Below are 26143 nucleotides of genomic sequence, written 5' to 3'. Positions count from 1 at the left end.
CGGCACTCCATCCAGACACACCGACGCAGAAGATCCTGACACCGGGGTAATCCGTGAAAAAGCTCTCCGCACGACGACGCCATCCGCTGGCGGCGGTCGTCGTTCTACTCCTCGCGCTGGCGGCCACTGGGGGGCTGTACGCCGCCTTCGCCCCCGCGGGCAAGGCGCAGGCCGATGAAACCGCCCAGTCCCTCGCCATCGAGGAGGGCAAGAAGCTCTACGCCGTGGGTTGCGCAAGCTGCCACGGAACCGGCGGTCAGGGTTCCTCTGACGGCCCGAGCCTGGTCGGCGTCGGCTCCGCGGCCGTCGACTTCCAGGTGAGCACGGGCCGCATGCCCGCCCAGCAGCCCGGCGCCCAGGTGCCGAAGAAGCCCGTCATCTACACCCAGGCGCAGATCGACCAGCTGGCCGCGTACATCGCGTCCCTCGGTGCCGGTCCGATCACGCCGACCGAGAAGCAGTACGACACGGCAGGTGCCGACATCGCCAACGGTGGTGAGCTGTTCCGCAACAACTGCGCGCAGTGCCACAACTTCACCGGTGAGGGCGGCGCGCTGACGAACGGCAAGTACGCCCCCAACCTTGAGGACGTTTCGCCGAAGCACATCTACGAGGCCATGCAGACCGGCCCGCAGAACATGCCCTCCTTCCCCGACAGCACCATGCCGGAGAAGCAGAAGAAGGACATCATCGCGTACCTGGAGAACGTCAACGGCGAGAAGTCGACCAGCCCCGGCGGCCTGAAGCTCGGCGGCCTCGGCCCCGTCTCCGAGGGTCTGTTCGGCTGGATCTTCGCCCTGGGTGCGTTGATCGCTGTCGCCGTCTGGGTCGCGGCCCACACCGCTAAGGCCAAGAAGTCATGAGTAGCCAAGAGATTCCCGAAGACAAGCACCTGCCGACCGAGCAGGGCGACGCCCACCACGGTGGCGTAGCGGTCGCGGACGACCCGTTCGCGGACCCGGGCCTGCCGGTCCACAAGCCGCGCATCCAGGACATCGACGAGCGGGCGGCGAAGCGCTCCGAGCGCACCGTCGCGATGCTCTTCACGCTGTCGATGCTGGCCACGATCGGCTTCATCGCGTCCTACGTGATCTTCCCGGTCGACAAGATCGTGTACATCTTCCCCATCGGGAAGGTCAGCGCGCTCAACTTCTCCCTGGGCATGACGCTGGGCGCGGCCCTCTTCTGCATCGGCGCGGGCGCGGTCCACTGGGCCCGCACCCTGATGTCCGACGTCGAGGTCGCCGACGACCGCCACGAGATCGCCGCCCCGGCGGAGGTCAAGGCCAAGGTCCTGCAGGACTTCGCGGACGGTGCGAACGAGTCCGGCATCGGCCGGCGTCCGCTGATCCGCAACACGATGCTGGGCGCGCTGGCCATGCTGCCGCTGTCCGCCGTCATGATCATGCGCGACCTGGGCCCGCTGCCCGAGGAGAAGCTGCGCAAGACCCTGTGGGCCAAGGGCAAGCTGCTCATCAACCAGAACACGATGGAGCCGCTGCGTCCCGAGGACGTCCTCGTCGGTTCGCTGACCTTCGCCATGCCGGAAGGCCTGGAGGAGGAGCAGCACGACTTCCAGGTCCAGATCGCCAAGGCCGCCCTGATGATCGTCCGCATTCAGCCGGACGACATCAAGGACAAGCAGGAACTGGAGTGGTCCCACGACGGGATCGTGGCCTACTCCAAGATCTGCACCCACGTCGGCTGCCCGATCAGCCTGTACGAGCAGCAGACGCACCACGTGCTCTGCCCGTGCCACCAGTCCACCTTCGACCTCTCCGACGGCGCCCGTGTCATCTTCGGCCCGGCCGGTCACGCGCTTCCGCAGCTGCGGATCGGCGTGAATGACGAAGGCTTCCTCGAAGCGCTCGGCGACTTCGAAGAGCCCGTCGGTCCTGCATTCTGGGAGCGCGGATGAGCACTGCCTCTGACACCAAAGCGCGCAAAGCGCCTGCCGGCGAGCGAGTAGCGGACTGGGCGGACGGCCGCCTGGGCATCTACAGCCTCGCCAAGGCCAACATGCGCAAGATCTTCCCGGACCACTGGTCCTTCATGCTGGGTGAGATCTGCCTCTACAGCTTCATCATCATCATCCTCACGGGTGTGTACCTGACGCTGTTCTTCCACCCGAGCATGAACGAGGTCGTGTACCACGGCTCGTACGTGCCGATGCAGGGCGTCATGATGTCCGAGGCCTTCGCCTCGACGCTGGACATCAGCTTCGACGTCCGCGGTGGCCTGCTGATCCGTCAGATCCACCACTGGGCGGCACTGATCTTCGTCGCGGCGATGATCGTGCACATGATGCGCGTCTTCTTCACCGGCGCGTTCCGCAAGCCCCGTGAGGTCAACTGGATCTTCGGCTTCCTGCTGCTGGTCCTCGGCATGTTCACCGGCTTCACCGGTTACTCGCTGCCGGACGACCTGCTCTCGGGTACCGGTGTCCGCTTCATGCAGGGCGCCATCCTGTCCGTCCCGGTCGTCGGCACGTACCTGTCGATGTTCCTGTTCGGCGGGGAGTTCCCGGGCGGCGACTTCGTCGCGCGGTTCTACTCGGTGCACATCCTGCTGCTGCCCGGCATCATGATGGGCCTGCTCGTGGCCCACCTGATCCTGGTCTTCTACCACAAGCACACCCAGTACGCGGGTCCCGGCAAGACGAACAACAACGTCGTCGGCATGCCGCTGCTGCCGGTCTACATGGCCAAGGCCGGAGGCTTCTTCTTCCTGGTCTTCGGTGTCATCGCGGCCGTCGCGGCGATCGCCTCGATCAACCCGATCTGGGCCCTCGGCCCGTACCGCCCGGACCACGTGTCCACCGGTGCGCAGCCCGACTGGTACATGGGTATGCCGGAAGGCCTGATCCGAGCCATGCCCGGCTGGGAGATCAACCTGTGGGGCCACACGCTCGTCCTGGGCGTGTTCATCCCGCTGCTGCTCTTCCCGCTGGTGCTCGGCGCGATCGCCGTCTGGCCCTTCATCGAGTCCTGGGTCACCGGGGACAAGCGCGAGCACCACATCCTGGACCGCCCGCGCAACGTCCCGACCCGTACGGCCTTCGGTGTCGCCTGGATCGCGGAGTACATCGTGCTCCTGATCGGCGGTGGAAACGACATGTTCGCGCAGTACTTCCACCTCTCGATCAACTCGATCACCTGGTTCGTCCGGATCGGCTTCTTCGTCGTCCCGGTCCTCGCCTTCATCGTCACCAAGCGGATCTGCCTCGGCCTCCAGCGCCGGGACCACGACAAGGTGCTGCACGGTCGCGAGACCGGCATCATCAAGCGTCTGCCGCACGGTGAGTTCGTCGAGGTCCACGAGCCGCTCCCGCAGGGCAAGCTGCACACCCTCACCGCGCACGAGCAGTACAAGCCGATCGAGATCGGCCCGACGGTCGACGAGAACGGTGTCGAGCGCAAGGTGAAGGCCACGGAGAAGCTCCGCGCGAAGCTCAGCAAGGGCTTCTACGGCGAGAACAACCAGATTCCGAAGCCCACGGTGGAGGAATACAAGGAGATTCAGTCCGGCCACGGCCACCACTGATCCCCGCGCGCCACGCATGACCGCATGAGGGACTGATTTCGGTCAGTCCTGGTGTCGCCACGGCAAGAGCCCCGTCCGGACTCCGGACGGGGCTCTTTGCCGTAACCGGGGCTGGATAGGCTGAACCCGGACCCATTCGACGTGGGCGGCAGAGCATGGGCACGGCCCACCAACAGCAGGAGCGGACCATGAACGTTGCGACCCCGGCAGGCGGCGACAGCGTGGCGGCCCGTGGCTGGCCGGGCGTTCTCGACGCTCTGCTGACCGGCCGGGACCTGCGCGCCGAGGACACCGCCTGGGCGATGGACCGGATCATGCGCGGGGAGGCCACCGACGCCCAGATCGCCGGCTTCACCGTCGCGCTGCGGGCCAAGGGGGAGACCGTCGAGGAGATCAACGGCCTCGTGCGGGCGATGTACGCGCACGCCAACCTGATCGAGGTGCCGGGCCGCACGGTGGACATCGTCGGCACCGGCGGCGACGGGGCCAAAACGGTGAACATCTCCACGATGTCCGCGATCGTGGTGGCCGGCACCGGAGCCAAGGTCGTCAAGCACGGAAACCGGGCGGCTTCCTCCGCGAGCGGGTCCTCGGACGTCCTGGAGAAGCTCGGCGTCAACCTCGACCTCAGCACGGCGCGGGTCGTCGAGGTCGCCGAGGAGGCCGGCATCACCTTCTGCTTCGCGGTGAAGTTCCACCCGGCACTGCGCCACGTGGCGGCCGCCCGCAAGGAGCTCGGCATCCGCACCACCTTCAACATCCTCGGCCCGCTGACCAACCCGGCCCGGGTACGGGCCCAGGCCTCGGGCGTGGCCGACCCCCGGATGGCCCCGATCGTCGCGGGCGTCCTCGCCGAGCGGGGCTCCTCCGCGCTCGTCTTCCGCGGCGACGACGGCCTGGACGAACTGACCACGGCCTCGACCTCGCGGATCTGGTGGGTCCGCGACGGCAAGGTCGCCGAGCAGACCTTCGACCCGCGTGACGTGGGCATCTCCCTGGTCGACGTCTCCGCCCTGGCCGGTGGGGACCCCTCCTACAACGCGGACGTGGCCCGCCGCCTGCTGGCGGGGGAGACCGGCCCGGTCCGCGACGCCGTACTGCTGAACTCGGCGGCGGCCCTGGTGGCCCTGGACCCCGCCGCGGGCACCCTGGAGGAGCAGATCGCGGCCGGCATGGCCCGCGCGGCGGAGTCGATCGACTCGGGTGCCGCCCGGGCCGTCCTGGAGCGCTGGGTGGCGGCCAGCAACGCCTAGACGGCGAGAACGGCGCGAAAACGCTGACCCCGGTCCACCATGCGGACCGGGGTCTTGCGTTCGCGTGATCTTGTGGCAGGATGCTGGACAGGTCACGAGTGACAGCGTTTAGGCCCCGGCTTGCTGTCCGGCAACCCTCCTTCCGTGGCGGGGTGCCCCGGGTGATGACCAGGTCGTAGGCAGCAAGGCCTACGGCAAGCGCGGATCCCTCGACACCAGGGGTCCTGGTCTCTCGAGGAGCGTTTTCCGTGAGCAAGCGAATGCGATAGGGCGACTCCGCCCCCACTTCACCCTCGGACCAGGGTCACTTCCGTGCATCCCCGCATCGCTCCGAGGACTTTTCCGTACCCCCGACGGCCGCAGCGCCGTACCCGCGTACGGGCACACCGAAGCCATTCAGCCCTGCCTGCCGGGAGATACCGCCATGTCCGCATCCCTGAACGCCGCCGTTGCCACCGCCACCACCACCGCCGTGGACCCCGCCTGTGCCGAGCCGCTCGCCGTCCTCGGCCGGGACGTCACCGTCCCCCTCGTCACCGGCGGCGAGGTCAGCTACGCGGCCCTCGACTACGCGGCCAGCGCCCCCGCCCTGCAGCGCGTCTGGGACGACGTGGCCGCGTACGCCCCGTACTACGGCAGCGTGCACCGCGGCGCCGGGTACCTCTCGCAGCTCTCCACCGACCTCTTCGAGCAGAGCCGGGTCACGGTCGCCGAGTTCCTCGACTGCCGCCCCACCGACCAGGTGGTCTTCACCCGGTCCACCACCGACTCGCTGAACCTGCTGGCCGCCGTACTCCCCGCCGACTGCCAGGTGTTCGTCTTCGAGACCGAGCACCACGCCTCGCTGTTGCCGTGGGTGGACGCGCAGGTCACCTACCTCAACGCGCCGCGCACCCCCGCCGAGGCCGTCGCCACCCTGGAGCGCGCGCTCGCCGACCGCGACCCCTACGGTCCGGCCCTGGTCTGCGTCACCGGCGCCTCCAACGTCACCGGTGAGCTGTGGCCGGTGAAGGAACTCGCCGCCGCCGCGCACGCCCACGGCGCGCGCATCGTGCTGGACGCCGCCCAACTGGCCCCGCACCACCCCGTCTCCGTACAGGAACTGGACGTCGACTGGGTCGCCTTCTCCGGGCACAAGCTCTACGCGCCCTTCGGATCGGGCGTACTCGCCGGGCGCGCGGACTGGCTGCAGCAGGCGCAGCCGTACCTGGCCGGCGGCGGGGCCTCCCGCAAGGTGGCCCGGCGCGAGGACGGCGGCGTGGACGTCGAGTGGCACACCACCGCCGCCCGCCACGAGGCCGGCTCCCCGAACGTCATCGGCGTCTACTCCATCGCCTCGGCCTGCAAGGCCCTGACCGAGGCGGGCTTCGAGAACCTCGTCGCCCGCGAACGCCACCTCATCGCGAAGGTCCGCAAAGGCCTGGCGGAGGTCCCGGCGGTCCGGATCCTCTCCCTCTTCGGGGACGACGCCCCGCGGGTGGGCGTCATCTCCTTCGTGGTGGACGGCTGGAACAGCTCGCACTTCGCGGCGGCCCTGTCCGCGGAGTACGGGATCGGCGTGCGCGACGGCCTGTTCTGCGCCCACCCGCTGGTCCGCACCCTGCTGGGCAGCGAGCCGCAGGCGCAGGGCGAGTGCGGTGCCCCGGAGGCCGCCCCGGGCGAGCGCTCCCTCAACGCCATCCGCGTCAGCTTCGGCGCCGGCACCCCCGACGAGCACGTGGAGCGGTTCGTCCGCGCGGTGAAGGAACTCGTCGCGGACGGTGCGAAGTGGCAGTACCGCACGGAGGAAGGCCGCTGCGTCCCGGCCGTCTGACCTGCGGTCGGCTCTGCGGCGTACGGCCGTGCCCCCTCAGGGTGCGCCTCAATCGCCGGCGAGGCTGAATTTGCCGCCCCGGCGCGGGTTGCCCTGCGGGCGGCTCGGGGGGTGGGTCGGTGCCCGCACGAGGGTCTTCTCGGCCCGTCCCCTGCGGTGCCCCTGCGGGGTGCTTGGCGGTGTACGGGTGTGGGTCGGGGCCCCGCACGAGGGTCTCCTCGGCTCGGCGCGCGCGGCGGCGTCATGGCCGTACGGGGTGGTCGCGCCTCGTCCTGCGGGGACCCTCCTGCGTGTCCCCGCCCCACGGCCGGCTTCGGCGGTGCGTCGGCGGAGGGGAGTGGGGACGTGCCGGGGTGTCCCCGCAGGACGAGGCGCGACCACCCCGTCATGCCGGGAGGCACCCGCGCGCGCCGAGCCGAGGAGACACCCCGGCACGGCCCCACGCACCGACCCGAGCCGACCCCGCCGCACACCGTCCACTGAGGCACGGGCCCGCACATTCAGCCTCGCCGGCGATTGAGGCGCGGGTCCGGGCAGCGCCCGGGACACGGCGCGAGGCAGCGCGAGCCACACCGCCCAAGCCAGCGCTACGCGTCCAGGCCGATCGCGAACGCCGCTTCCAGGTCGTGCTGCGAGTACGTGCGGAACGCCACGTGGGTGTCCGTCGCCTCGACGCCCGGGATCTTGCTGATGCGACCGGGGATGATGTCCGCCAGGTTCTCGTGACGGGCCACGCGGACCAGCGCGATCAGGTCGTACGTCCCCGTGACGGAGTAGACCTCACTGACGTTTTCGAGGGCGGCGATGGACTCGGCGATCTCGGGGATCCGGTCCACGCTGGTCTTGATGAGCACGATCGCGGTGATCACGGCTGGCTGTCTCCCTCGGTGGCCGTCGCTGGTCGCCTCACTCTAGTCGTACCCCGATAGCGGGCCCATGCGTAGAGGAAGCCGAGCGAGAAGCCCACCAGATGGGCCAGATAGGCGACTCCCGGCCCGCTTCCGGCCCGCTGCGCCGCCACCCATTGGAGGGCGAACCAGAACAGCAGCACGATCCACGCCGGGAACCGCAGCGGCAGGAAGAAGAGGAACGGGAACAGGCTCGTCACCCTCGCCCGCGGGAGCAGGAAGAGGAAGGCGCCCAGGACGGCGGAGATCGCGCCGGACGCCCCGACCAGCGTCTGCGCGGAGCCCGCGTTGGCCGCCGCGTACGTCGCCATCGCCAGGTAGCCCGTACAGAGGTAGAAGGCGAGGAACGCCGGGCGGCCCATCCGCTCCTCCGCCATCGCGCCGAAGACGTGGAGGAAGAGCATGTTCCCGAGCAGGTGCAGCCAGCTGCCGTGGACGAAGAGCGCCGTCAGCGGGGTCAGCCAAGCCCGCGGGGTGCCCGTGAACAGCTCGTCCGGGACCACGCCCCAGCGCCGGAAGTAGGCCGCCCCGTTCGCCAGCAGTTCCTCGCCGGTCCCGTAGACCGGGTTGAGTCCCGAGGCCGGGCCGAGTACGAACACCACGGCGCAGCCCGCGATCAGCGCCTGGGTGACCACCGGTCCCCGGGCAGCCTCGCGAACGGCCCGCCACCTTACGATCATGTGACAGAGCATGACGCAAGGGGACCCACCTGAAGCGGTGGCAGGCCGTAGGGTTACGAGCTGCGGTCCGCAGGACGACGCATACGGCGGCGCGGACGGCTTTAATTGAATCAGCTACGAAGGAGAGAGCGGCCTGATGACGGTTCCCCTGCCGACCGACACCACCCGGTGGCGCTGCACCCTGTGCGGCAACCTCACGCGCTTCGACGTCACCCGTTCGTCGAAGGTCGTGGAGTACGTCCACCTGGACCTCGCCGGGGAGCCCAAGGTCGAGGAGCGCGAGGTGGTCAATGAGACCATCGAGTCGGTCCGCTGTCGCTGGTGCAACGCGGTGGACCAGATCGAGCTCGTGGACAGGCCGGGCGCGGACTCCTGACGGAGGCGCACCCACAGGAAGATCACGGTAGGGGTGACGGATTGTGGAGCCAGCAAGCGGCGCTGAGCCGGCCGATGCGGCCGGCGACGCCGCCGAGGCGCTCGACCACCCGCTGCCGGAAGGCGTGCGGCGCCGGGTCGTCGCGCTCGTCTCGGACGCCTTCGGCGCGCTGACGGTCGCGGACCTCCCGGCGCAGCTGCGTCAGTATGCCCGCTTCACCCCGACCCGGCGCGCCAAGTTCGCGGGCAACGCCATGGCCGCGGCGGTCGAGACCGACCCCGTGTTCCGCAGTCGGGTCGCCGAGAAGCTGCGCGAGGCGCAGGCCGATCTGGCCGCGGCCCTGGAGGCCGGCGCACCGCCGGCCGCAGCGGATCCGCTGGACGTGGCCGCCGCCGCCTTCGTCCTGCGGCCGGCCGGCTGGGTCAAGCTGGTGGCCGCCGCGGGCGAGGAGGCGCAGCGCGCCGACGCCGAGCGGGTGGGCGAGGAGACCCGGCGCGAGCTGGAGCGGCTGCGCGAGGAGCTGGCCCACGTACGGGAGCTGCAGCGCGCGGGCGGGGAGCAGGTACGGGTCGAGCTGGACGCGTCCCGCAAGGAAGCGGAATCGCTTCAGCGCAAGCTGCGCAGCGCCCTGAGCGACGTCAAGCGGGGTGATGCGGCCCTGCGCAAGGTGAATGCGGAGATCGACGGGATCCGCGGTGACGCTGCCGCCCGGGTGGCGGCGGCCGAGAGCGAGAGCCGGCGGCTCAAGTCCCGTCTCGCGGAGGTGGAGACGGCGCTGGAGACCTCGCGCCGGGCCACCCGTGAGGGGCGCAGCATCGAGGACATGCGGCTGCGGCTGTTGCTGGACACGGTGCTGGACGCCGCCCAGGGGCTGCGCCGGGAGCTGGCCCTGCCGCCGGTCTCGACGCGGCCGGCCGACACGGTGGACGCGGTGGAGCCGGGCCGGATGACGCCGAAGGACATCGCGGCGCGTGCCCTCTCGGAGACCGATCCGGCGTTGCTGGACCAGCTGTTGGCGCTGCCGCAGGCCCATCTGGTGGTCGACGGCTACAACGTGACCAAGACGGGTTATCCGACGATGCCGCTGGAGAAGCAGCGGCTGCGGCTGCTCGGCGGGCTGTCGATGCTGGCGGCGCAGACGGGCGCGGAGATGACCTGTGTCTTCGACGGGGCGGAGCTGGCGGCCCCGGTGCTGCTCGCGCCGCCGCGCGGGGTGCGGGTGCTGTTCTCGAAGGCCGGGGTGACGGCGGACGAGCTGATCCGCCAGCTGGTGCGCGCGGAGCCGTCCGGCCGGCCGGTGGTCGTGGTCTCCACGGACCGGGAGGTCGCCGACGGGGTGGCCAAGGCGGGTGCGCGGCCGGTGACGTCCGCTTTGTTGCTGAAGCGGCTTTCGCGCGTTTCGTAACTCCTCGCCCCGATGCCCGAATTGGCAGGACTCGCGGGGGACGCACCGTCAAGTGCCCTGCACAGAGCGTGCGCTGTAGGTAAAGAACCTGGTCGGGGGCCGAATTTTTTCCCGGCAGGATTTGAACTGATCACAGCTGGGTCACTAGGGTCTCCTCAAACCTTCGTGCGGTAGATCACTCATTCGGGGTGGCGGCGAAGGTGCTGCCGAGTTGCGTTCTTCGGCGGCTCGAGGAAGAAGGAGCTCGCCTTCGTGGCGTCCCACCGTCGACCCAAGCAGCCGACCCGCGCTCGTGTGACCGTGCTCACCTCGGTCGCGGCCGCTGCCGTCGCCCTCACCGCGCAGAGCGCCTCCGCCGCGCCGGCGAAGCCGAGCAAGGACGAGGTCAAGTCCCAGGTCGACGCGCTCTACGAAGAGGCGGAGCAGGCCACCGAGAAGTTCAACGGCGCCAAGGAGCGCCAGGACAAGCTCGAGAAGGAGATAGCCCAGCTCCAGGATCAGGTCGCGCGCGGCCAGGGCGACCTCAACGACCTGCGCAGCACGCTCGGTTCGATGGCGAGCGCCCAGTACCGCAACGGCGGCATCGACCCCTCCCTCGGCCTCCTCCTCTCCGAGGACCCCGACAGCTACCTCGACAAGGCCTCCTCGCTCGAGCACTTGAGCGGCAAGCAGGTCGAGTCGGTCCAGCGGATCCAGGCCAAGCAGCGCACCCTCGCGCAGCAGCGTCAGGAGGCCGCGGGCAAGCTCGCCGACCTCGACGCCACCCGCAAGGAACTCGCCGAGAAGAAGAAGGCCTCGGCCGACAAGCTCGCCGAGGCCCAGGCCCTCCTCAACACGCTGACCGCGCAGGAGCGCTCCGCGCTCAAGGACGAGGAGTCCCGCGCCAGTCGCGCCGACAGCCAGCGCGTCGACCTCGGTGACGTGAAGGCCTCCGGCCGCGCCGGAGCCGCACTCGCGGCCGCCAAGACGAAGCTGGGCTTCACCTACCAGTCCGGCGGCACGGGCCCCAACGTCTACGACTGCTCGGGCCTGACCCAGTGGGCGTACAAGCAGGCCGGCGTCAACATCAGCCGCACCACCTTCACCCAGGTGAACGACGGCACGCGCATCAGCCGCAGCCAGCTCCAGCCCGGTGACCTGGTCTTCTTCTACGGGGACCTGCACCACGTGGGCCTCTACGCCGGCAACAACATGACGCTGCACGCCTCGAACCCGCGCAGCGGCATCAAGTACGAGTCCATGGACAACATGCCGTTCCAGTTCGGCGTCCGGGTCGGCTGATCCGCTCCGCCCCCGGGTCCGGGACGCGCCGTACGCCGCCCATCCGGGCGAATTCCAGGCCCTCCCTCTGACCGCACGCCCCGCCGGTGACCTGCGTCTCCTGCGGGGCGTCGGCATGTGCGCCCTCCGGCGGTCGTTGGTCGGCGTGTGGTCGCGCCGCTACTGTCTGCCAGCGCGGAACCCGGCACACGGCCGTCCACGGAGGGCGGACCCGGGCCCCGCACAGCGGAAGGGAGCGGTCTCACGTGGCGTCCCATCGCCGGGCCGGGCTCGGCAGCCTCGACCGGAACACGAAGATCACCGTCCTCACCGCCGCCGCCGCGGCCACGGCCGCGGTCGCCATGACGGGGGTACCCGCGAGCGCGGCCCCCGGCCTCCCGCACGAACCCGGCGGCGGGGCGAGAACCGGCATCAGCGCCCAGGTCGACCGGCTCTTCGAGGAGGCCGAGCAGGCCACCGAGCGCTTCAACGACGCCGGCGAGAAGGCCGACCGGCTCCGCGTCGAGGTCAACCGGGCCCAGGACGCGGTGGCCCGCGGCCAGGAGCGCATCAATGCCATGCGGGGCGTCCTCGGCACCTTCGCCGGGGCCCAGTACCGCAGCGGCGGCATCGACCCCGCCGTCGGGCTGATGCTCGCCGACGACCCCGACGCGTACCTGGAGCAGGCCGCCGCCCTCGACCGGCTGACCGGACGCCAGGCCCGGCAGCTCGCCGAACTCCGCGAGGAGCAGCGCGAACTCGGCCAGGAGCGCCAGGAGGCCTCCCGCAAGCTCGCCGAACTCGACGCCCTGCGCTCCGACGTGGCCCGGCACAAGCGCTCCGTCACCGCGAAACTCGCGGCCGCCCGGCGGCTGCTCAACGCGATGCCCTCCGAGGAGCGGGCCGACTACGAGCGCTCCTCGCGCTCCGGAGGCCGCTCCGAGGGGCTGCCCGAGCTGCCCTCCTTCGGCCCGTCCTCGGGCCGCGCCGCGACCGCGGTGATGGCGGCCCGGGCCGCGGTCGGCAAGCCGTACGTGTGGGGATCCACCGGCCCTTCCGGTTTCGACTGCTCCGGGCTGATGGTCTGGTCCTACCGGCAGGCCGGCGTCTCGCTGCCGCGCACCTCGCAGGCCCAGCGGTACGCGGGCCGGCAGGTGCCGTTGTCGCAGGCCCGCCCCGGCGACCTGGTGACGTACCGCTCGGACGCCAGCCACGTCGGCATGTACGTCGGCAACGGCCAGGTGGTGCACGCCCCCTACCCGGGGGCCCGGGTGCGCTACGACCCCGTCGGCATGATGCCCGTCTCCTCGGTGACCCGCCCCTGACCCACCCGTGCGTACGATCGTCGGATGTCCCCCGTCCGCCGGTCCCTCGTATGCGTGCTGCCGCTCCTGCTGAGCGTGCTGCTCGCCGGGTGCGGGGCGCCCGCCCCGCCGGACACCGCCGAGCGGGACGTCCGGGAGGCCGTCGCCGACTGGGCGCGTACGCCGCCCGCACAGCTCGCCCGGATCCCGCTGGAGGGCTGGGCGTACGAGGTCTCCGCGGTCCGGCGCAGCGGTGGCGAGGCCACGGCCCGGGCGGAGCTGCGCTACCGGCTCGGCGGCTACGACGCGGCCCCGGCCGGCTCGGCGCGCGAGGTGCGCGTCGCCCGGGAGGGCGGCCGGTGGCGGGTCACCGGGGACCGGGCGGCGCCGGGCGCGCTGCCGCAGCTGTGGGACCAGGGCACGGTGGAGGTGGCCCGCGGGGCGCACTCCCTGGTGCTGGGCGTCGGGCAGGACGCCGGAACGCTGTCCGCGATCGCGGCGGAGGCCGACCGGGCGGTGCCCGCGGTGAGCGGTGCCTGGCCGCGTCCCTGGGCGGGGCGGGCGGTGGTACTGGTCCCCGGCTCCCTGGAGCGGATGGCGGAGCTGCTGGGCCGCCCGGTCGCCGAGTACCGGGGCATGGGGGCCGTCACGACCGGCCGGGTGGGCGCGGCTCCGGCCCCCGCCGACCGGGTCGTCGTCAACCCCGAGGGGTGGGCGGAGCTCAGCCCGGCGGGCCGCCGGGTCATCCTGACGCACGAGGTCACCCATGTGGCCACCCGGGCGGCGACCACCGCCACCACCCCGCAGTGGCTCTCCGAGGGCTTCGCGGACTGGGCGGCGTACCGCGGTGGCTCCGCCACTCCGGAGCAGGCCGCTCCGGCGCTGGCCAGGGCGGTGCGGAGGGGCGAGGTGCCCAGTGAGCTGCCCCGGCCGGAGGACTTCGCCTTCGGCGGCGACCCGGAGGCGCTGGCCCGGGCCTACGAGGGCGCCTGGCTGGCCTGCCGGACGGTCGCGGGGCGCTGGGGCGAGGCGGCGCTCGTCGACCTGTACGGGAGGGCGGGGCGCGAGCCGTGGCCGGTGGCGGTGCGGGAAGCCCTCGGCGTCGATCCGGAGGGGCTGACGAAGGACTGGCAGGAGGCCCTGCGGGAGCAGTTCCGCTGAGGGCGTCCGGTACGTTGTCAGCGATGCACAAGACGCTGATCGTGACCAACGACTTCCCGCCGCGACCGGGTGGTATCCAGGCCTTCCTGCACAACATGGCGCTCCGGCTGGATCCCGACCGGTTCGTCGTCTACGCCTCCACGTGGAAGCACGGCGCGGAGGGCCGGGAGGCCACCGCGGCCTTCGACGCGGAGCAGCCGTTCCAGGTGGTCCGCGACCGTACGACGATGCTGCTGCCGACCCCGCGCGTGACGCGGCGGGCCGTCGGTCTGCTGCGCGAACACGGCTGCGAGTCGGTGTGGTTCGGGGCCGCGGCTCCGCTCGGGCTGATGGGCCCGGCGCTGCGGCGGGCGGGCGCGCGGCGGATCGTGGCGACCACCCACGGGCACGAGGCGGGCTGGGCCCAGCTGCCGGCCGCGCGGCAGTTGCTGCGGAGGATCGGCGAGGGCACCGACACGCTGACCTACCTGGGGGAGTACACGCGCTCGCGGATCGCCTCGGCGGTGACGGACCGGGCGGCGGCCAGGATGGTCCAACTCCCGCCGGGGGTGGACGAGAAGACCTTCCACCCCGGATCGGGCGGGCCGGAGGTCCGGGCCCGGCTCGGGCTGACGGACCGGCCGGTGGTCGTCTGCGTCTCGCGGCTGGTGCCGCGCAAGGGGCAGGACACGCTGATCGACGCGATGCCGCGGATCCTGGCGGCGGTGCCGGACGCGGTGCTGCTGATCGTGGGCGGCGGGCCCTACGAGGCGGACCTGCGGGCGCTGGCCGTCCGGGTCGGGGTGGCGGACTCGGTGGTCTTCACCGGCGCCGTCCCGTGGTCGGAGCTCGCGGCGCACTACGGCGCGGGAGACGTCTTCGCGATGCCGTGCCGGACCCGGCGGGGCGGCCTTGACGTGGAGGGACTCGGCATTGTCTACCTGGAGGCCTCGGCCACGGGTCTGCCGGTGATCGCGGGCGACTCGGGCGGGGCGCCGGACGCGGTGCTGGACGGCGAGACGGGCTGGGTCGTCCGGGGCGGTTCCCCGGAGGAGGCGGCCGACCGGATCGTCACCCTGCTGAAGGATCCGGAACTGCGCCGCCGGATGGGCGAGCGGGGCCGTGAGTGGGTCGAGGAGAAGTGGCGCTGGGACCTCCTGGCGGAACGCCTGCGCGAGCTGCTGTAGCCGGGGGCTCCGCCCCCGGACCCCCGCGCCTCAAACGCCGGCGAGGCTGGATCGGAGCGCCGGCAAGACCCAGCCCCTCCGGCGTTTGAGGAGCGGGGTTCGGGGCGGAGCCCCGACAGCGGAGCCGCCGGCAATCCGCTGCGCAGCCACGTCTGACTGTTCCTCAGATGTCTGTCAATACCGCGTCTGGGCGGAAGGCTGGATTCCGCCCATGATTCGGCCATGACATCCAACCTGACGCGCCGTCAACTCATGGGACTCGGCGCCCTCTCGACCGCCGCCGCGCTCGGCTTCACCCGGATCGGGGCGGCCTCCGCCGCGGCCGTGGAGCCCGCCGCCGCCCAGTACGCCCCCGCCATCGTCGTCGGCTCCGGCTACGGGTCCGCCGTCGCCGCGCTGCGGCTCGGGCAGGCGGGCGTACGTACCGTCGTCCTGGAGATGGGCCGGCTCTGGGACACCCCCGGGGCCGACGGCAAGGTCTTCCCCTCCACCTCCGCGCCCGACCAGCGCTCCATGTGGTTCCGCAACCGCACCGAGGCCCCGCTCGCCCAGTTCCTCTGGCTCGACGTGGTCAACCGCGACATCAGCCCGTACCCCGGCGTCCTCGACCGAGTGAACTACGGCGACATGTCCGTGTACGTGGGGCGGGGGGTCGGCGGCGGATCGCTCGTCAACGGCGGCATGGCCCCCACGCCCCGCCGTTCGTACTTCTCCGAGGTGCTGCCCCAGGTCGACGCGGACGAAATGTACGGCACGTACTACCCCCGGGCCCGCGCCATGCTCGGGGTCAACGAGATCGACCCGGCCTGGTTCGAGTCCACCGAGTGGTACCGCTTCGCCCGGATCTCCCGCAAGCACGCCCAGAACACCGGCCTGAAGACCGTCTTCGTCCCCAACGTCTACGACTTCGCGTACATGAAACGCGAGGCGGCCGGCACCGCCGCCCGCTCGGCACTGGCCGGCGAGGTCATCTACGGCAACAACCACGGCAAGAAGAGCGTGGACAAGACCTACCTCGCCGCGGCCATCGGCACCGGCAACGTCACCATCGAGACCATGCAGCGCGTGGTCGGCGTACGCCCCGACCCGGCCGGGGGATACGTCCTGACCGTCCGCACCAGCGATGTCACCGGACGGGTCACCCAGGTCCGCGAACTCGGCTGCAGGCAGCTCTTCCTCGGGGCCGGGAGCCTCGGAACCACCGAGATCCTGCTGCGGGCCCGCGAGACCGGGACGCTGCCCGCGCTCAGCGACCGGGTCGGCCTCGGCTGGGGCCCCAACGGCAACGTCATGACCGCCCGAGCCAACCACCTGTGGGACACGGTCGGCTGCAACCAGGCCACCATGCCCGCGATGGGCATCGACGACTGGGACAACACCGCGAACCCGGTCTTCGCCGAGATCGCCCCGCTCCCCATGGGCATCGAGCACTGGATCTCGATGTACCTGGCCATCACCAAGAACCCGGAACGCGGCCGCTTCACCTACGACGCCGCCACCGACTCGGCCCGGCTCAACTGGCGGCGGGACCAGAACACGCCCTCGGTCAACGCCGCGAAGAACCTCTTCGACCGCATCAACCGGCGGAACTTCACGATCTACCGCTACGACCTCTTCGGCGAGAACCGGCCCTTCGCGGACAACTTCACCTACCACCCGCTCGGCGGCTGCGTCCTCGGGGACGCCACCGACGTGTACGGGCGGGCCAAGGGCTACCAGGGGCTGTACGTGGTCGACGGCTCCCTGGTCCCCGGATCGCTCGGCGTGAACCCGTTCGTGACCATCACCGCCCTCGCGGAGCGGAACATGGCCCGGATCCTCGCCGAGGATCCCCGCTAGCCGACCGGACTAGCCGCGGTACAGCGCCTCGATCTCGTCCGCGAAGTCCTTCGCCACCACATTGCGCTTCAGCTTCAGCGACGGCGTGATGTGACCCGACTCCTCCGTGAACTGGGAGGGAAGAATGCGGAATTTCCGCACCGATTCCGCCTTGGAAACCGCCGCGTTGCCGTCATCCACGGCCTTCTGGACGGCGGCGATCAGGTCTGCGTCCTCACGCAGCTCCGCCGCCGTCACACCGGTCGGCTTGCCGTTCTCCGCGGCCCACCGGCCGAGGAACTCCTCGTCGATGGTGACCAGCGCCGCCACGAAGGGCCGCGCGTCGCCCACCACCATGCACTCGGCGACCAGCGCGTGCGCGCGGATCCGGTCCTCGATCACGGCCGGCGCGACGTTCTTGCCGCCCGCCGTGACGATGAGTTCCTTCTTGCGGCCGGTGATCGCGAGGTAGCCGTCCTCGTCGAGGGTGCCGACGTCGCCGGTGTGGAACCAGCCGTCGGTCAGCGCCTCGGCGGTCGCGGTCTCGTTCTTCCAGTACTCCTTGAAGATGTGCTCGCCGTGCAGCAGCACCTCGCCGTCGTCCGCGATGCGCACCACGGAGCCGGGCAGCGGCTGGCCGACCGTACCGATCTTCGTCTTGTCCCACGGGTTGAAGGCCGTGGCCGCACAGGACTCGGTGAGGCCGTAGCCCTCCAGCACCGTGAAGCCGATGCCGCGGAAGAAGTGGCCGAGCCGCTCGCCCAGCGGGGCGCCGCCGGAGATCGCGTACTCGCCGCGCCCGCCGAGGACCGTGTGCAGCTTGCTGTAGACCAGCTTGGAGAACAGCCTGTGCTTCAGGCGCAGCCCCAGCGACGGGCCGCTCGGGGCGTCCAGCGCGCGGCTGTAGGCGATCGCCGTCTCCGCGGCGGCGTCGAAGATCTTGCCCTTGCCGTCGGCCTGGGCCTTGGCGCGCGCCGAGTTGTAGACCTTCTCGAAGACGCGCGGGACGCCGAGGATCAGGGTGGGACGGAAGGACTGGAGCTCGTCCGTCAGGTTCTTGATGTCCGGTACGCAGCCCAGCCGGATCGGCGCCAGTACGGCCGCCACCTCCACCAGGCGCCCGAAGACGTGCGCCGCCGGCAGGAAGAGCAGCACGGAGCACTCGCCGGTGCGGAAGAGCGGGCTCAGGCGCTCCACCACGTTGCCGCACTCGGCGAAGAAGTTGCGGTGGGTCAGCACGCAGCCCTTGGGGCGGCCGGTGGTGCCCGAGGTGTAGACGATCGTGGCCGGGTCGTCCGCGTTCGCGTGGCTGCTGCGCTCCTCGACCTCGGCGTCGGAGATCTCCGCGCCGGCGGCCTTCAGCGCCTCCAGTGCGCCCTGCTCGATCTCCCAGACCTCGCGCAGCTCCGGAAGCCGGTCGCGCAGCGAGGCCACGGACGCGCTGTGCGCCGGGCTCTCCACGATGACGGCGACGGCGCCGGAGTCGCCGAGGATCCACTGGACCTGCTCGGGGGAGCTGGTCTCGTACACGGGGACGGTGACGCCGCCCGCGCTCCAGATCGCGAAGTCGAACAGCACCCACTCGTAGCGGGTGCGGGAGATGAGGGCGACCCGGTCGCCGGGCCGGATGCCGGCCGCGATGAGGCCCTTGGCCGCGGCACGGACCTCGGCGAGGAACTCCGTCGCGGTCACGTCCTGCCACCGGCCGTCGACCTTGCGGCTCATGACGGCGGTGTCTGGATGCTGAGCGGCGTTGCGGCGGATGAGATCCGTCAGGTTCCCGTCCGACGGGACCTCGTACAGGGCCGGAAGGCTGAACTCGCGCAAGACTGCTGCTCCTCTGGGCGCCATCGCCACCATGTGGACCGACCGGACGTTACCCACCGGTAGTGGGTTCCCGATAGGGGGAACCGGCCAGATGTTCCGTGCGTCACATTCTGTACGTACCCCGTCTCACCCTTACGCGCCGACAGTAGTCGACCCCCCTTGCGACTCGGAAGTAACCGCAGGTCCGGCCACCTCTCTCACCCCCTCTACCCGCCGTCACCAGGCGGCCCTAGGGTGGGCGGCATGGGTGGCAGCATGCGGGGAGCGCAGTTCGGTACGAGCGGATCAGGCCGCACCCGGGTCCACGTCGTCAGCGACGTGCACGGCAACACCGAAGCCCTCGCCCGAGCCGGCGACGGCGCGGACGCCCTCATCTGCCTCGGCGACCTCGTGCTCTTCCTCGACTACGCCGACCACTCGCGCGGGATCTTCCCCGACCTGTTCGGCGTCGAGAACGCCGACCGGATCGTCGAGCTGCGCACCGCCCGCCGCTTCGAGGAGGCCCACGCCTTCGGCCGGCAGCTGTGGACCGGCCTGGACCGGGAGTCCCTGATCGAGGCCGCCGTACGCCGCCAGTACGCGCAGATGTTCGCCGCCTTCCCCACCCCCACGTACGCCACCTACGGCAACGTCGACATCCCGGGCCTGTGGCCCGAGTACGCCGCCCGCAACGGCCTCACCGTGCTCGACGGGCAGCGCGTCGAGATCGGGGGCCGCGTCTTCGGCTTCGTCGGCGGCGGACTGCCCTCCCCGATGCGGACCCCGTACGAGGTGGACGTGGAGGAGTACGCCGCCAAGGTGGAGGCCCTCGGCGAGGTCGACGTGCTCTGCTCGCACATCCCGCCCGAGGTGCCCGAGCTCTGCTACGACACCGTCGCCCGGCGCTTCGAACGCGGCAGCGAGGCCCTGTTCGCCGCCATCCGCCGCACCCGCCCCCGCTACGCCCTCTTCGGACACGTCCACCAGCCGCTCGCCCGCCGCATGCGCATCGGGAACACCGAGTGCGTGAACGTGGGCCACTTCGCCGCGACCGGCCGGCCCTGGGTCCTCGAATGGTAGGGATCAAGCCGCATCGCGGCGGGCTCCGGCAAGGTGCGGGAGGCACTGGAGTGGCGACGTCCACACGCGCGGTAGCCTTCACGCGGCGGCCCCAGGCCGCACACATCCTCGAACTCCCCCAGCTGCCGCTGGGAGGTACCACCCCCAGCCCGGAGGAGCGACCGCGATGGCGGAACACACCAGCTCAAGCATCACGATCGAGGCTGCGCCCACCGACGTGATGGCCGTGATCGCCGACTTCGCCCGCTACCCCGAGTGGACCGGCGAGGTGAAGGAGGCCGAGGTACTGGCCACTGACGCCGAGGGGCGGGCCGAGAAGGTGCGCCTGCTGCTCGACGCGGGCGCGATCAAGGACGACCACACCCTGGCCTACACCTGGAAGGGCACGGACGAGGTCAGCTGGACCCTGGACAAGTCCCAGATGCTGCGCCAGCTGGACGGCTCGTACCGACTGACCCCCGTCGACGGCGGCAAGCGCACCGAGGTCACCTACCAGCTGACCGTGGACGTCAAGATCCCCATGCTCGGCATGATCAAGCGCAAGGCCGAGAAGGTCATCATCGACCGGGCGCTCGCGGGCCTGAAGAAGCGCGTCGAGACCGTCTGATCCCGCTTCCCCGCTTCCCCGCTTTCCGCACACCGGAGCACCCGCACCATGCACACCTTGCTGATCACCGGCCCCGGCGGGGCCGGGCGGACCACCGTGGCGGCGGCCACCGCCCTCGCCGCGGCCCGCCGGGGGAGGCGGGTGCTGCTGCTCTCCGGCGACATCGGCGACCCGCTCGCCGCCCTGGTCGGCGACCCGGCCGCAGCCGGGCTGCGGGTGGCCCGGGTGGACTCCGGCGAGGAGTTCCGCGAGGAACTCGTCGCCCTCCAGCAGCGCGGATCCGCCCTGCTCGGCATGGTCGGGGCCCGGCCCCTGGGCGCCGAGGAGATCACCGAACTGCCCGGCGCCGAACAGTTCGCCCTGCTCCGCGCCCTGCGGCGGGCCGCCGCGGCGCCCGGCATCGACCTCGTCGTCGTCGACATGCCGCCGCTCCACCAGACCGTGGCCGCCCTCGCCCTCCCCGCCCAGCTGCGCCGCTACCTCGCCCGGCTGCTTCCGGCCGAGAGGCAGGCCGCCCGCGCCCTGCGGCCCGTACTGGCCCAGCTGGCCGGCGTACCCATGCCCGCGCAGTGGCTCTACGAGACCGCCGCCCGCTGGGACGAGGAGCTGGCCGCCGTCCAGGCCGTCGTCGAGGCCGACACCACCGAGCTGCGGCTGGTCGCCGAACCGGGCCCGGCCGCCGCCGACGCGCTGCGCCTCGGCCGGCTCGGGCTCGCCCTCCAGCAGCTGCCCGTCTCCGCCCTCGTCGCCAACCGCACCGTGCCGGCGGAATCCGCCGACCCCTGGCTGGCCGGGCTCGCCGCCGAGCAGCAGAAGTACGCCGCCGAGTGGGCCGAGGAGCTCCCGGTGGTGGCCCTCGCCCACCTCGGCCGCGACCCGCGAGGCCCGCAGGACCTGGAGCGGCTCGCCGACGCCGACGGGCTCGTGCCCGCGGCGCCCGCACCCCGCCGGGCCTGGGCCGTCGAGGACCGGCTCGCGGAGGACGGGGTGCTCGTCTGGGTGGTACCGCTGCCCGGCGCGCACAAGCGGGACCTCGACCTCGTCCGCCGCGGCGACGAGCTGCTGCTCACGGCCGGCCCCCACCGCAGGATCGTTCCGCTCCCCGGGGCGCTGCGCCGCTGCACCGTCTCCGGCGCCGCCCTCGCCGAGGGGGAGCTCCGCATCCGTTTCACCCCGGACCCGGGACTGTGGCCGCGTACGCAATGAACCGCGTACCCCCGTTCGGGTACCGTCGAAGGTAGCCCGTACCGCACGTCCAGCAGCCGCCGCAGGAGAGAGTCCGCCATGAGCGAGGCCACCGACCGCCCCACCGACGACGACGCCTGGGCCAGGGCCTGCGCCGAGGACCTCGCCGCCGAGAAGGAGCGCCTGCGCGGACAGGGCCAGGCCGGAGCCGGTGGCACCGGCTCCGCCGCCGAGGAGCTGTTCAAGCTCTTCGAAGCCGTCGCCGACAAGGTCTCCGGGATGAACAACCCGCTGTTCGGCGTGGCCGCACAGGGTGCGGTGCGCCAGATCGTCGACCAGGCCAAGACCGCCGCCAAGCCCGTCATCGAGCGCAACCCGGAAGTCTTCGACCACCTCGCGGCCGCCGGCTCCGAACTGCTCGCCGCCTACCGCTCGGCCGTCGAGGGCCACGAGCGCCGCTGGACCCGGGACGAGCCCCCGGCCCCCCGGCAGGGCTCCCACGACCACGATCCCCGCGAGGACGGCCCCGACGACGGCCCCTCCGAGCGGATCGATCTCGACTGAAGCTCCGGAAGCCTCGGGTACCGTTGGCCGTGGCGGGGTTTGACCGGAAACCGAGGGACTAATGGGACTCACCATCGGCGTCGACATCGGCGGCACGAAGATCGCGGCCGGCGTGGTCGACGAAGAGGGCACGATCCTTGAGACGTACAAGGTGCCCACCCCGCCGACCGCGGACGGAGTGACGGAGGCCATCTGCGCCGCCGTTTCCGAGGTCAGCAGCAACCACACCATCGAGGCCGTCGGCATCGGCGCCGCCGGATACGTGGACGACAAGCGCGCGACGGTGCTCTTCGCGCCCAACATCAACTGGCGGCACGAGCCGCTCAAGGACAAGGTCGAGCAGCGCATCGGCCTGCCCGTCGTCGTCGAGAACGACGCGAACTGCGCGGCCTGGGGCGAGTACCGCTTCGGTGCGGGCCAGGGCCACGACGACGTCATCTGCATCACGCTCGGCACCGGCCTCGGCGGCGGCATCATCATCGGCAACAAGCTGCGCCGCGGACGGTTCGGCGTCGCCGCCGAGTTCGGCCACATCCGGGTCGTCCCGGACGGGCTGCTGTGCGGCTGCGGCAGCCAGGGCTGCTGGGAGCAGTACGCCTCCGGGCGCGCGCTCGTCCGGTACGCGAAGCAGCGCGCCAACGCCACCCCCGAGAACGCGACGATCCTGCTCTCGCTCGGCGACGGCACTCCCGAGGGCATCGAGGGCAAGCACATCAGCGAGGCCGCCCGGCAGGGCGACCTGGTGGCCATCGACGCCTTCCGCGAGCTGGCCCGCTGGGCCGGCGCGGGCCTGGCCGACCTGGCCTCGCTCTTCGACCCGTCCGCGTTCATCGTCGGCGGCGGGGTCTCCGACGAGGGCGACCTCGTCCTCGACCCGATCCGCAAGTCCTTCAAGCGCTGGCTGGTGGGCGGCGCCTGGCGGCCGCACGCCCAGGTCCTCGCCGCACAGCTCGGCGGCAAGGCCGGGCTCGTCGGCGCGGCCGACCTGGCCCGCCAGGGCTGAGCACCTCCGCCCTGCATTCCATGCCCGCCGCCCGCCGCGCCCCTTGGGGGAGCGGCGGGCGGCTGCGTATCTTGCGGGCATGGACCAGCTGCCGAAGTCCCGTACGGAGCCCGACGGTTCTGCCGTGATCCGGGTGCTCAGCTACAACATCCGATCGCTGCGCGACGACGAGGAGGCGCTGGTCCGGGTGATCCGGGCCTGCGAGCCCGACCTCGTCCTCGTACAGGAGGCGCCGCGGTTCTTCCGGTGGCGCAAACACGCGGCCCGCCTGGCGGCCAAGTGCGACCTGGTGGTGCTGGGCGGGGGCGCGACGGCGGCCGGCCCGCTGCTGCTGTGCTCGCTGCGGGTCTTCGTGGAGCGCACGCAGGACGTGCTGCTGCCGCGCACGCCCGGACTGCACCGCCGGGGCTTCGCGACGGCGGTGGTCCGGGTCGGGGACGTCCGGGTGGGCCTGGCCTCCGTACACCTGTCGCTGCAGGCCGCGGAGCGGCGGGCCCACGCGGAGCTGCTGCTGGACCGGCTGGCCGGGCTGGACGTGCCGTACGCGATCGCCGCGGGCGACCTGAACGAAGGCCCGGACGGGCCGGCGTACGGGAGGCTGGCCGCCGAGCTCCAGGACTGCCGGGCCGTGGCCCCGTGGGGCGGCGGACCGACCTTCCCGGCGGCGGCGCCGGAGCGGCGGATCGACGCCGTGTTCGCCTCGAAGGGGGTGGAGGTGCTGGCCTGCGGGGTCCCTACGGGGCTGCCGGGGGTCTTCGCCGAGGACCTGCGGTCGGCGACGGACCACTTGCCGGTGCTGGCGGCCCTGCGCCTGGCGGCTGCGCCGTAGCCCGGCGATCCCGTACCCCCGGCTGCGGGCCGTTGCCGGGGGTGCTGCCCCCGGACCCCCGCGCCTCGAACACCGGCGGGGCTGTCTCAGCCCCGCCGGTGGTCAGACGACCGCGCCGCGGCCCGGGTCGTCGTCGTCCTCGTCGTCGTGCGCCATGCGCGCCACCAGCGTCGCGAAGCCGCCCAGGAAGCCGCCGATGCCCAGCGTCGTCAGCCACCAGGTCATCTCCCACTGCAGGAGCACCGCCAGCAGGAGCAGCACCGGGCCGCCGACCACCGCCAGCCACGCGAACTTCGACGTCGTGTCCGCGGGCGGGAGCTCCGGCTCCGGAGGAACGAAGTGGCCCTCCTCCGCCGGGGACAGGTCGTCGTCCTTGGGCTCCTCCAGTGAGTGGTCCCGGGGGCCCGTCATGCCCACGCCCGGGGCGAAGACCACGGAGCTGCCCAGCGCCACCGGCGGCTCCGGTTCCGCGATCGCTTCCTCGGCCGGCTCGGGCCCGGGCTCCGGCTCGGGCAGCGGTTTGACGTCCTCCTCCGGCAGGAGGAGGTTCTCGATCGGCTTGAACGGCCGGGCCCCCGGCGGGTCCGGCGGCTCCTGCCCGTACCCGGCGACGATCGCCGCCCACGCCGCTTCCTCGTCCAGCGGCGGCACCCCGCCGGACTGCTCCTCGTGCTCAGCCACCGGCCTGCGCCCCCTCCCTGCCCACGCTCTCCGCCAGTCGGCCGATGAACGCATAGCTGTCCGCGAAGATCCGCTCCGCGTCATGGTCCAACGTCGCGACGTGGTAGCTCTGTTCCAGCAGGGTCTCGGTGACATCCGTGGAGGAGACCCGGGCCAGTACCCGAGCGGAGTCGACGGGCGGTACGACATGGTCCTGCGGGCTGTGCAGCAGCAGCATCGGCTGCGTGACCTGCGGCAGCTCGGTGTCGACCAGTTGCAGGAACTTCTTCAGCGAGTGCGCGGCCCGGGTCGGGACCCGGTCGTAGCCGACCTCCTCCGAGCCCGGCTTCGCGATGTCGCTCGCGATGCCCGGAGTGGAGCGGATGAAGTGCTTGGTCACCGGAAGGGTCACGGCCAGCGGGTCGTGCACCTTGTTGGCCGGGTTGACGAGCACGATGCCGCTGATGGAGTCCCCGTGCTTGGCGGCCAGCCGCAGGGTCAGGGCCCCGCCCATCGACAGCCCGAAGACGAACACCTGCTCGCACCGGTCCAGCAGTTCCCGCAGGGCGCGGTCGACCTCGGCGTACCAGTCCTGCCAGCCCGTGAGCTGCATGTCCTGCCAGCGCGTCCCGTGTCCGGGCAGCAGCGGCAGCGACACCGTGAGCCCCCGCCCGGCGAGATACTCGGCCCAGGGGCGCAGCGACTGCGGGGAACCGGTGAAGCCGTGGCAGAGGAGGACGCCGACCTCTCCGCCCTCGTGGCGGAACGGCTCGGCTCCAGGGAGGACGGGCACCAGGGTCTCCTTGATCATGATGTACGTCGGGTGGGTGCGTTGCTCTGTGTGACTTCACCGTACGCGACCGGGGTGGCACCGGCCAGGGTCGTCGGGCCCCTGCCGGTGTGGGCACGGGATATGGTCTGTTCGACAGACACAGGAAGGCTTTCGAGTTGATCTACGGCGCAATGAAGTTCTCCATCGGCGGTTCACTGAAACTCGCTTTCAGGCCGTGGGTGGAGGGCCTCGAGAACATTCCCGCGGAGGGGCCGGCGATCCTCGCGAGCAACCACCTGTCCTTCTCCGACTCCTTCTTCCTGCCGGCGGTGCTGGACCGGAAGGTCACCTTCATCGCGAAGGCCGAGTACTTCACCTCCCCGGGGGTCAAGGGCAAGCTGACGGCCGCCTTCTTCAAGGGCGTCGGCCAGCTCCCGGTGGACCGCTCCGGCGCCCGCGGGGCCGGCGAGGCCGCGATCCAGAGCGGCATCGACGTCATCGAACGCGGGGAGTTGTTCGGTATCTACCCCGAGGGCACGCGTTCACCCGACGGACGCCTCTACCGCGGCAAGCCCGGCGGTCTGGCCCGCGTGGCCCTGGCCACCGGGGCGCCCGTGATCCCCGTGGCGATGATCGACACGGAGAAGATCCAGCCGCCCGGCAAGGTGGTCCCCAAGCTGATGCGTCCGGGGATCCGGATCGGCAAGCCGCTGGACTTCAGCCGCTACCACGGCATGGACAACGACCGCTTCATCCTCCGCTCGGTGACCGACGAGGTCATGTACGAGATCATGAAGCTCTCCGGCCAGGAGTACGTCGACATCTACGCGACGGCGGCCAAGCGCCAGATCGCCGATGCCGAGAAGGCCGCCAAGGCCGAGAAGTCGGAGAAGCCGGAAAAGGGCGAGAAGGCCGGCGGCACGCCGGAGTAGCCGGGCGCGGGCGGTACC

Annotated in this window: 24 protein-coding genes and 1 riboswitch; of the genes, 19 read left to right on the top strand and 5 right to left on the bottom strand. The window is 71.6% G+C overall.

Annotation, left to right across the window (positions count from 1 at the left end; translation table 11 throughout):
• Positions 1–53 precede the first annotated feature (53 nt).
• The 5 genes from qcrC (at position 54) to IE257_RS01120 (ending at position 6609) form a co-directional block, all read left to right on the top strand.
• On the top strand, positions 54–863 hold the full coding sequence (qcrC, locus tag IE257_RS01140) for a cytochrome bc1 complex diheme cytochrome c subunit (RefSeq protein WP_189963611.1): 810 nt from the start codon (positions 54–56) through the stop codon (positions 861–863).
• A complete protein-coding gene (qcrA, locus tag IE257_RS01135) occupies positions 860–1918 on the top strand; it encodes a cytochrome bc1 complex Rieske iron-sulfur subunit (protein WP_189963609.1) in 1059 nt (352 codons plus the stop codon). The genes qcrC and qcrA overlap by 4 nt, the downstream gene beginning before the upstream one ends.
• A complete protein-coding gene (gene qcrB, locus IE257_RS01130) occupies positions 1915–3543 on the top strand; it encodes a cytochrome bc1 complex cytochrome b subunit (RefSeq protein WP_189963607.1) in 1629 nt (542 codons plus the stop codon). Before qcrA ends, qcrB begins: the two co-directional genes overlap by 4 nt.
• A 188-nt stretch (positions 3544–3731) precedes the next feature.
• Positions 3732–4796 (top strand): anthranilate phosphoribosyltransferase, encoded by a 1065-nt coding sequence (trpD, locus tag IE257_RS01125; protein ID WP_189963605.1) that lies wholly within the window; start codon positions 3732–3734, stop codon positions 4794–4796.
• A 90-nt stretch (positions 4797–4886) separates the two neighbouring features.
• Positions 4887–5003: riboswitch (SAM riboswitch) on the top strand.
• Between the two features lie 217 nt (positions 5004–5220).
• A complete protein-coding gene (locus IE257_RS01120; RefSeq protein WP_189963603.1) occupies positions 5221–6609 on the top strand; it encodes an aminotransferase class V-fold PLP-dependent enzyme in 1389 nt (462 codons plus the stop codon).
• 587 nt (positions 6610–7196) lie between these two features.
• Here IE257_RS01120 and IE257_RS01115 read toward each other — a convergent pair.
• On the bottom strand, positions 7197–7478 hold the full coding sequence (locus tag IE257_RS01115) for an Lrp/AsnC family transcriptional regulator (protein WP_030013053.1): 282 nt from the start codon (positions 7476–7478) through the stop codon (positions 7197–7199).
• Positions 7475–8209: a rhomboid family intramembrane serine protease gene (locus IE257_RS01110; protein WP_189963601.1), complete on the bottom strand. Its 735-nt coding sequence runs from the start codon at positions 8207–8209 to the stop codon at positions 7475–7477. The genes IE257_RS01115 and IE257_RS01110 overlap by 4 nt, the downstream gene beginning before the upstream one ends.
• A 124-nt stretch (positions 8210–8333) precedes the next feature.
• On the opposite strand from IE257_RS01110, the gene IE257_RS01105 reads away from it, so the two are divergent.
• The 7 genes from IE257_RS01105 (at position 8334) to IE257_RS01075 (ending at position 16708) form a co-directional block, all read left to right on the top strand.
• Positions 8334–8573, top strand: a complete 240-nt coding sequence (locus IE257_RS01105; protein WP_008738811.1) for a hypothetical protein — start codon at positions 8334–8336, stop codon at positions 8571–8573.
• A 40-nt stretch (positions 8574–8613) separates the two neighbouring features.
• Positions 8614–9978, top strand: coding sequence for an NYN domain-containing protein (locus IE257_RS01100; RefSeq protein WP_189964688.1), 1365 nt, complete (start codon positions 8614–8616; stop codon positions 9976–9978).
• A 252-nt stretch (positions 9979–10230) separates the two neighbouring features.
• Complete coding sequence (locus IE257_RS01095; RefSeq protein ID WP_189963599.1) at positions 10231–11259, top strand: C40 family peptidase; 1029 nt, start codon at positions 10231–10233, stop codon at positions 11257–11259.
• Between the two features lie 245 nt (positions 11260–11504).
• On the top strand, positions 11505–12563 hold the full coding sequence (locus IE257_RS01090) for a C40 family peptidase (protein WP_189963597.1): 1059 nt from the start codon (positions 11505–11507) through the stop codon (positions 12561–12563).
• Positions 12564–12587: 24 nt separating this feature from the next.
• Positions 12588–13703, top strand: a complete 1116-nt coding sequence (locus tag IE257_RS01085) for a hypothetical protein (protein ID WP_189963595.1) — start codon at positions 12588–12590, stop codon at positions 13701–13703.
• Between the two features lie 23 nt (positions 13704–13726).
• Positions 13727–14869 carry a glycosyltransferase family 4 protein gene (locus IE257_RS01080; RefSeq protein ID WP_189963593.1) on the top strand — a complete coding sequence of 381 codons (1143 nt, stop codon included), beginning with the start codon at positions 13727–13729 and terminating at the stop codon, positions 14867–14869.
• A gap of 222 nt (positions 14870–15091) precedes the next feature.
• Positions 15092–16708 carry a GMC oxidoreductase gene (locus IE257_RS01075; protein ID WP_189963591.1) on the top strand — a complete coding sequence of 539 codons (1617 nt, stop codon included), beginning with the start codon at positions 15092–15094 and terminating at the stop codon, positions 16706–16708.
• A gap of 9 nt (positions 16709–16717) precedes the next feature.
• Here IE257_RS01075 and IE257_RS01070 read toward each other — a convergent pair whose 3' ends face one another.
• Complete coding sequence (locus tag IE257_RS01070; protein ID WP_189963589.1) at positions 16718–18514, bottom strand: AMP-dependent synthetase/ligase; 1797 nt, start codon at positions 18512–18514, stop codon at positions 16718–16720.
• A gap of 243 nt (positions 18515–18757) precedes the next feature.
• Between IE257_RS01070 and IE257_RS01065 the strand changes: the two genes are divergently transcribed.
• The 6 genes from IE257_RS01065 to IE257_RS01040 all read left to right on the top strand — a co-directional run bounded on the left by IE257_RS01065 (position 18758) and on the right by IE257_RS01040 (position 23761).
• Positions 18758–19573: a metallophosphoesterase family protein gene (locus IE257_RS01065; RefSeq protein WP_229920041.1), complete on the top strand. Its 816-nt coding sequence runs from the start codon at positions 18758–18760 to the stop codon at positions 19571–19573.
• 166 nt (positions 19574–19739) lie between these two features.
• Entirely contained in the window at positions 19740–20180 is a 441-nt protein-coding gene (locus IE257_RS01060) for an SRPBCC family protein (RefSeq protein WP_189963587.1), read from the top strand.
• Positions 20181–20228: 48 nt separating this feature from the next.
• Positions 20229–21386 carry an ArsA family ATPase gene (locus tag IE257_RS01055; RefSeq protein WP_189963584.1) on the top strand — a complete coding sequence of 386 codons (1158 nt, stop codon included), beginning with the start codon at positions 20229–20231 and terminating at the stop codon, positions 21384–21386.
• Between the two features lie 78 nt (positions 21387–21464).
• A complete protein-coding gene (locus IE257_RS01050; protein WP_189963582.1) occupies positions 21465–21929 on the top strand; it encodes a DUF5304 domain-containing protein in 465 nt (154 codons plus the stop codon).
• A 61-nt stretch (positions 21930–21990) separates the two neighbouring features.
• Positions 21991–22932 carry an ROK family glucokinase gene (locus IE257_RS01045; RefSeq protein WP_189963580.1) on the top strand — a complete coding sequence of 314 codons (942 nt, stop codon included), beginning with the start codon at positions 21991–21993 and terminating at the stop codon, positions 22930–22932.
• A 79-nt stretch (positions 22933–23011) separates the two neighbouring features.
• Positions 23012–23761 (top strand): endonuclease/exonuclease/phosphatase family protein, encoded by a 750-nt coding sequence (locus IE257_RS01040; protein WP_189963578.1) that lies wholly within the window; start codon positions 23012–23014, stop codon positions 23759–23761.
• Between the two features lie 102 nt (positions 23762–23863).
• On the opposite strand, the gene IE257_RS01035 is transcribed toward IE257_RS01040, so the two are convergent.
• Both IE257_RS01035 and IE257_RS01030 read right to left on the bottom strand, forming a co-directional pair.
• Positions 23864–24442: a hypothetical protein gene (locus tag IE257_RS01035; RefSeq protein WP_189963576.1), complete on the bottom strand. Its 579-nt coding sequence runs from the start codon at positions 24440–24442 to the stop codon at positions 23864–23866.
• On the bottom strand, positions 24435–25214 hold the full coding sequence (locus tag IE257_RS01030; protein ID WP_189963574.1) for an alpha/beta hydrolase: 780 nt from the start codon (positions 25212–25214) through the stop codon (positions 24435–24437). The genes IE257_RS01035 and IE257_RS01030 overlap by 8 nt, the downstream gene beginning before the upstream one ends.
• A gap of 170 nt (positions 25215–25384) precedes the next feature.
• On the opposite strand from IE257_RS01030, the gene IE257_RS01025 reads away from it, so the two are divergent.
• Positions 25385–26125: a lysophospholipid acyltransferase family protein gene (locus IE257_RS01025; protein WP_189964685.1), complete on the top strand. Its 741-nt coding sequence runs from the start codon at positions 25385–25387 to the stop codon at positions 26123–26125.
• Positions 26126–26143: the final 18 nt, after the last annotated feature.

The organism is Streptomyces avidinii (assembly GCF_014650695.1).
Lineage (GTDB): Bacteria > Actinomycetota > Actinomycetes > Streptomycetales > Streptomycetaceae > Streptomyces > Streptomyces avidinii.
Note: the sequence above shows the minus strand (reverse complement) of the source record. Positions and strands in the feature narration are given on the sequence as shown.

What these genes read in the sequence shown, in the direction of transcription:
- qcrA (WP_189963609.1), top strand. Translation starts at nt 860, where the DNA reads ATGAGTAGCCAAGAGATTCCCGAAGACAAGCACCTGCCGACCGAGCAG.
- qcrB (WP_189963607.1), top strand. Translation starts at nt 1,915, where the DNA reads ATGAGCACTGCCTCTGACACCAAAGCGCGCAAAGCGCCTGCCGGCGAG.
- trpD (WP_189963605.1), top strand. Translation starts at nt 3,732, where the DNA reads ATGAACGTTGCGACCCCGGCAGGCGGCGACAGCGTGGCGGCCCGTGGC.
- IE257_RS01120 (WP_189963603.1), top strand. Translation starts at nt 5,221, where the DNA reads ATGTCCGCATCCCTGAACGCCGCCGTTGCCACCGCCACCACCACCGCC.
- IE257_RS01110 (WP_189963601.1), bottom strand. Translation starts at nt 8,209, where the DNA reads ATGCTCTGTCACATGATCGTAAGGTGGCGGGCCGTTCGCGAGGCTGCC.
- IE257_RS01105 (WP_008738811.1), top strand. Translation starts at nt 8,334, where the DNA reads ATGACGGTTCCCCTGCCGACCGACACCACCCGGTGGCGCTGCACCCTG.
- IE257_RS01085 (WP_189963595.1), top strand. Translation starts at nt 12,588, where the DNA reads ATGTCCCCCGTCCGCCGGTCCCTCGTATGCGTGCTGCCGCTCCTGCTG.
- IE257_RS01080 (WP_189963593.1), top strand. Translation starts at nt 13,727, where the DNA reads ATGCACAAGACGCTGATCGTGACCAACGACTTCCCGCCGCGACCGGGT.
- IE257_RS01075 (WP_189963591.1), top strand. Translation starts at nt 15,092, where the DNA reads ATGACATCCAACCTGACGCGCCGTCAACTCATGGGACTCGGCGCCCTC.
- IE257_RS01065 (WP_229920041.1), top strand. Translation starts at nt 18,758, where the DNA reads ATGGGTGGCAGCATGCGGGGAGCGCAGTTCGGTACGAGCGGATCAGGC.
- IE257_RS01060 (WP_189963587.1), top strand. Translation starts at nt 19,740, where the DNA reads ATGGCGGAACACACCAGCTCAAGCATCACGATCGAGGCTGCGCCCACC.
- IE257_RS01055 (WP_189963584.1), top strand. Translation starts at nt 20,229, where the DNA reads ATGCACACCTTGCTGATCACCGGCCCCGGCGGGGCCGGGCGGACCACC.
- IE257_RS01050 (WP_189963582.1), top strand. Translation starts at nt 21,465, where the DNA reads ATGAGCGAGGCCACCGACCGCCCCACCGACGACGACGCCTGGGCCAGG.
- IE257_RS01045 (WP_189963580.1), top strand. Translation starts at nt 21,991, where the DNA reads ATGGGACTCACCATCGGCGTCGACATCGGCGGCACGAAGATCGCGGCC.
- IE257_RS01040 (WP_189963578.1), top strand. Translation starts at nt 23,012, where the DNA reads ATGGACCAGCTGCCGAAGTCCCGTACGGAGCCCGACGGTTCTGCCGTG.
- IE257_RS01025 (WP_189964685.1), top strand. Translation starts at nt 25,385, where the DNA reads ATGAAGTTCTCCATCGGCGGTTCACTGAAACTCGCTTTCAGGCCGTGG.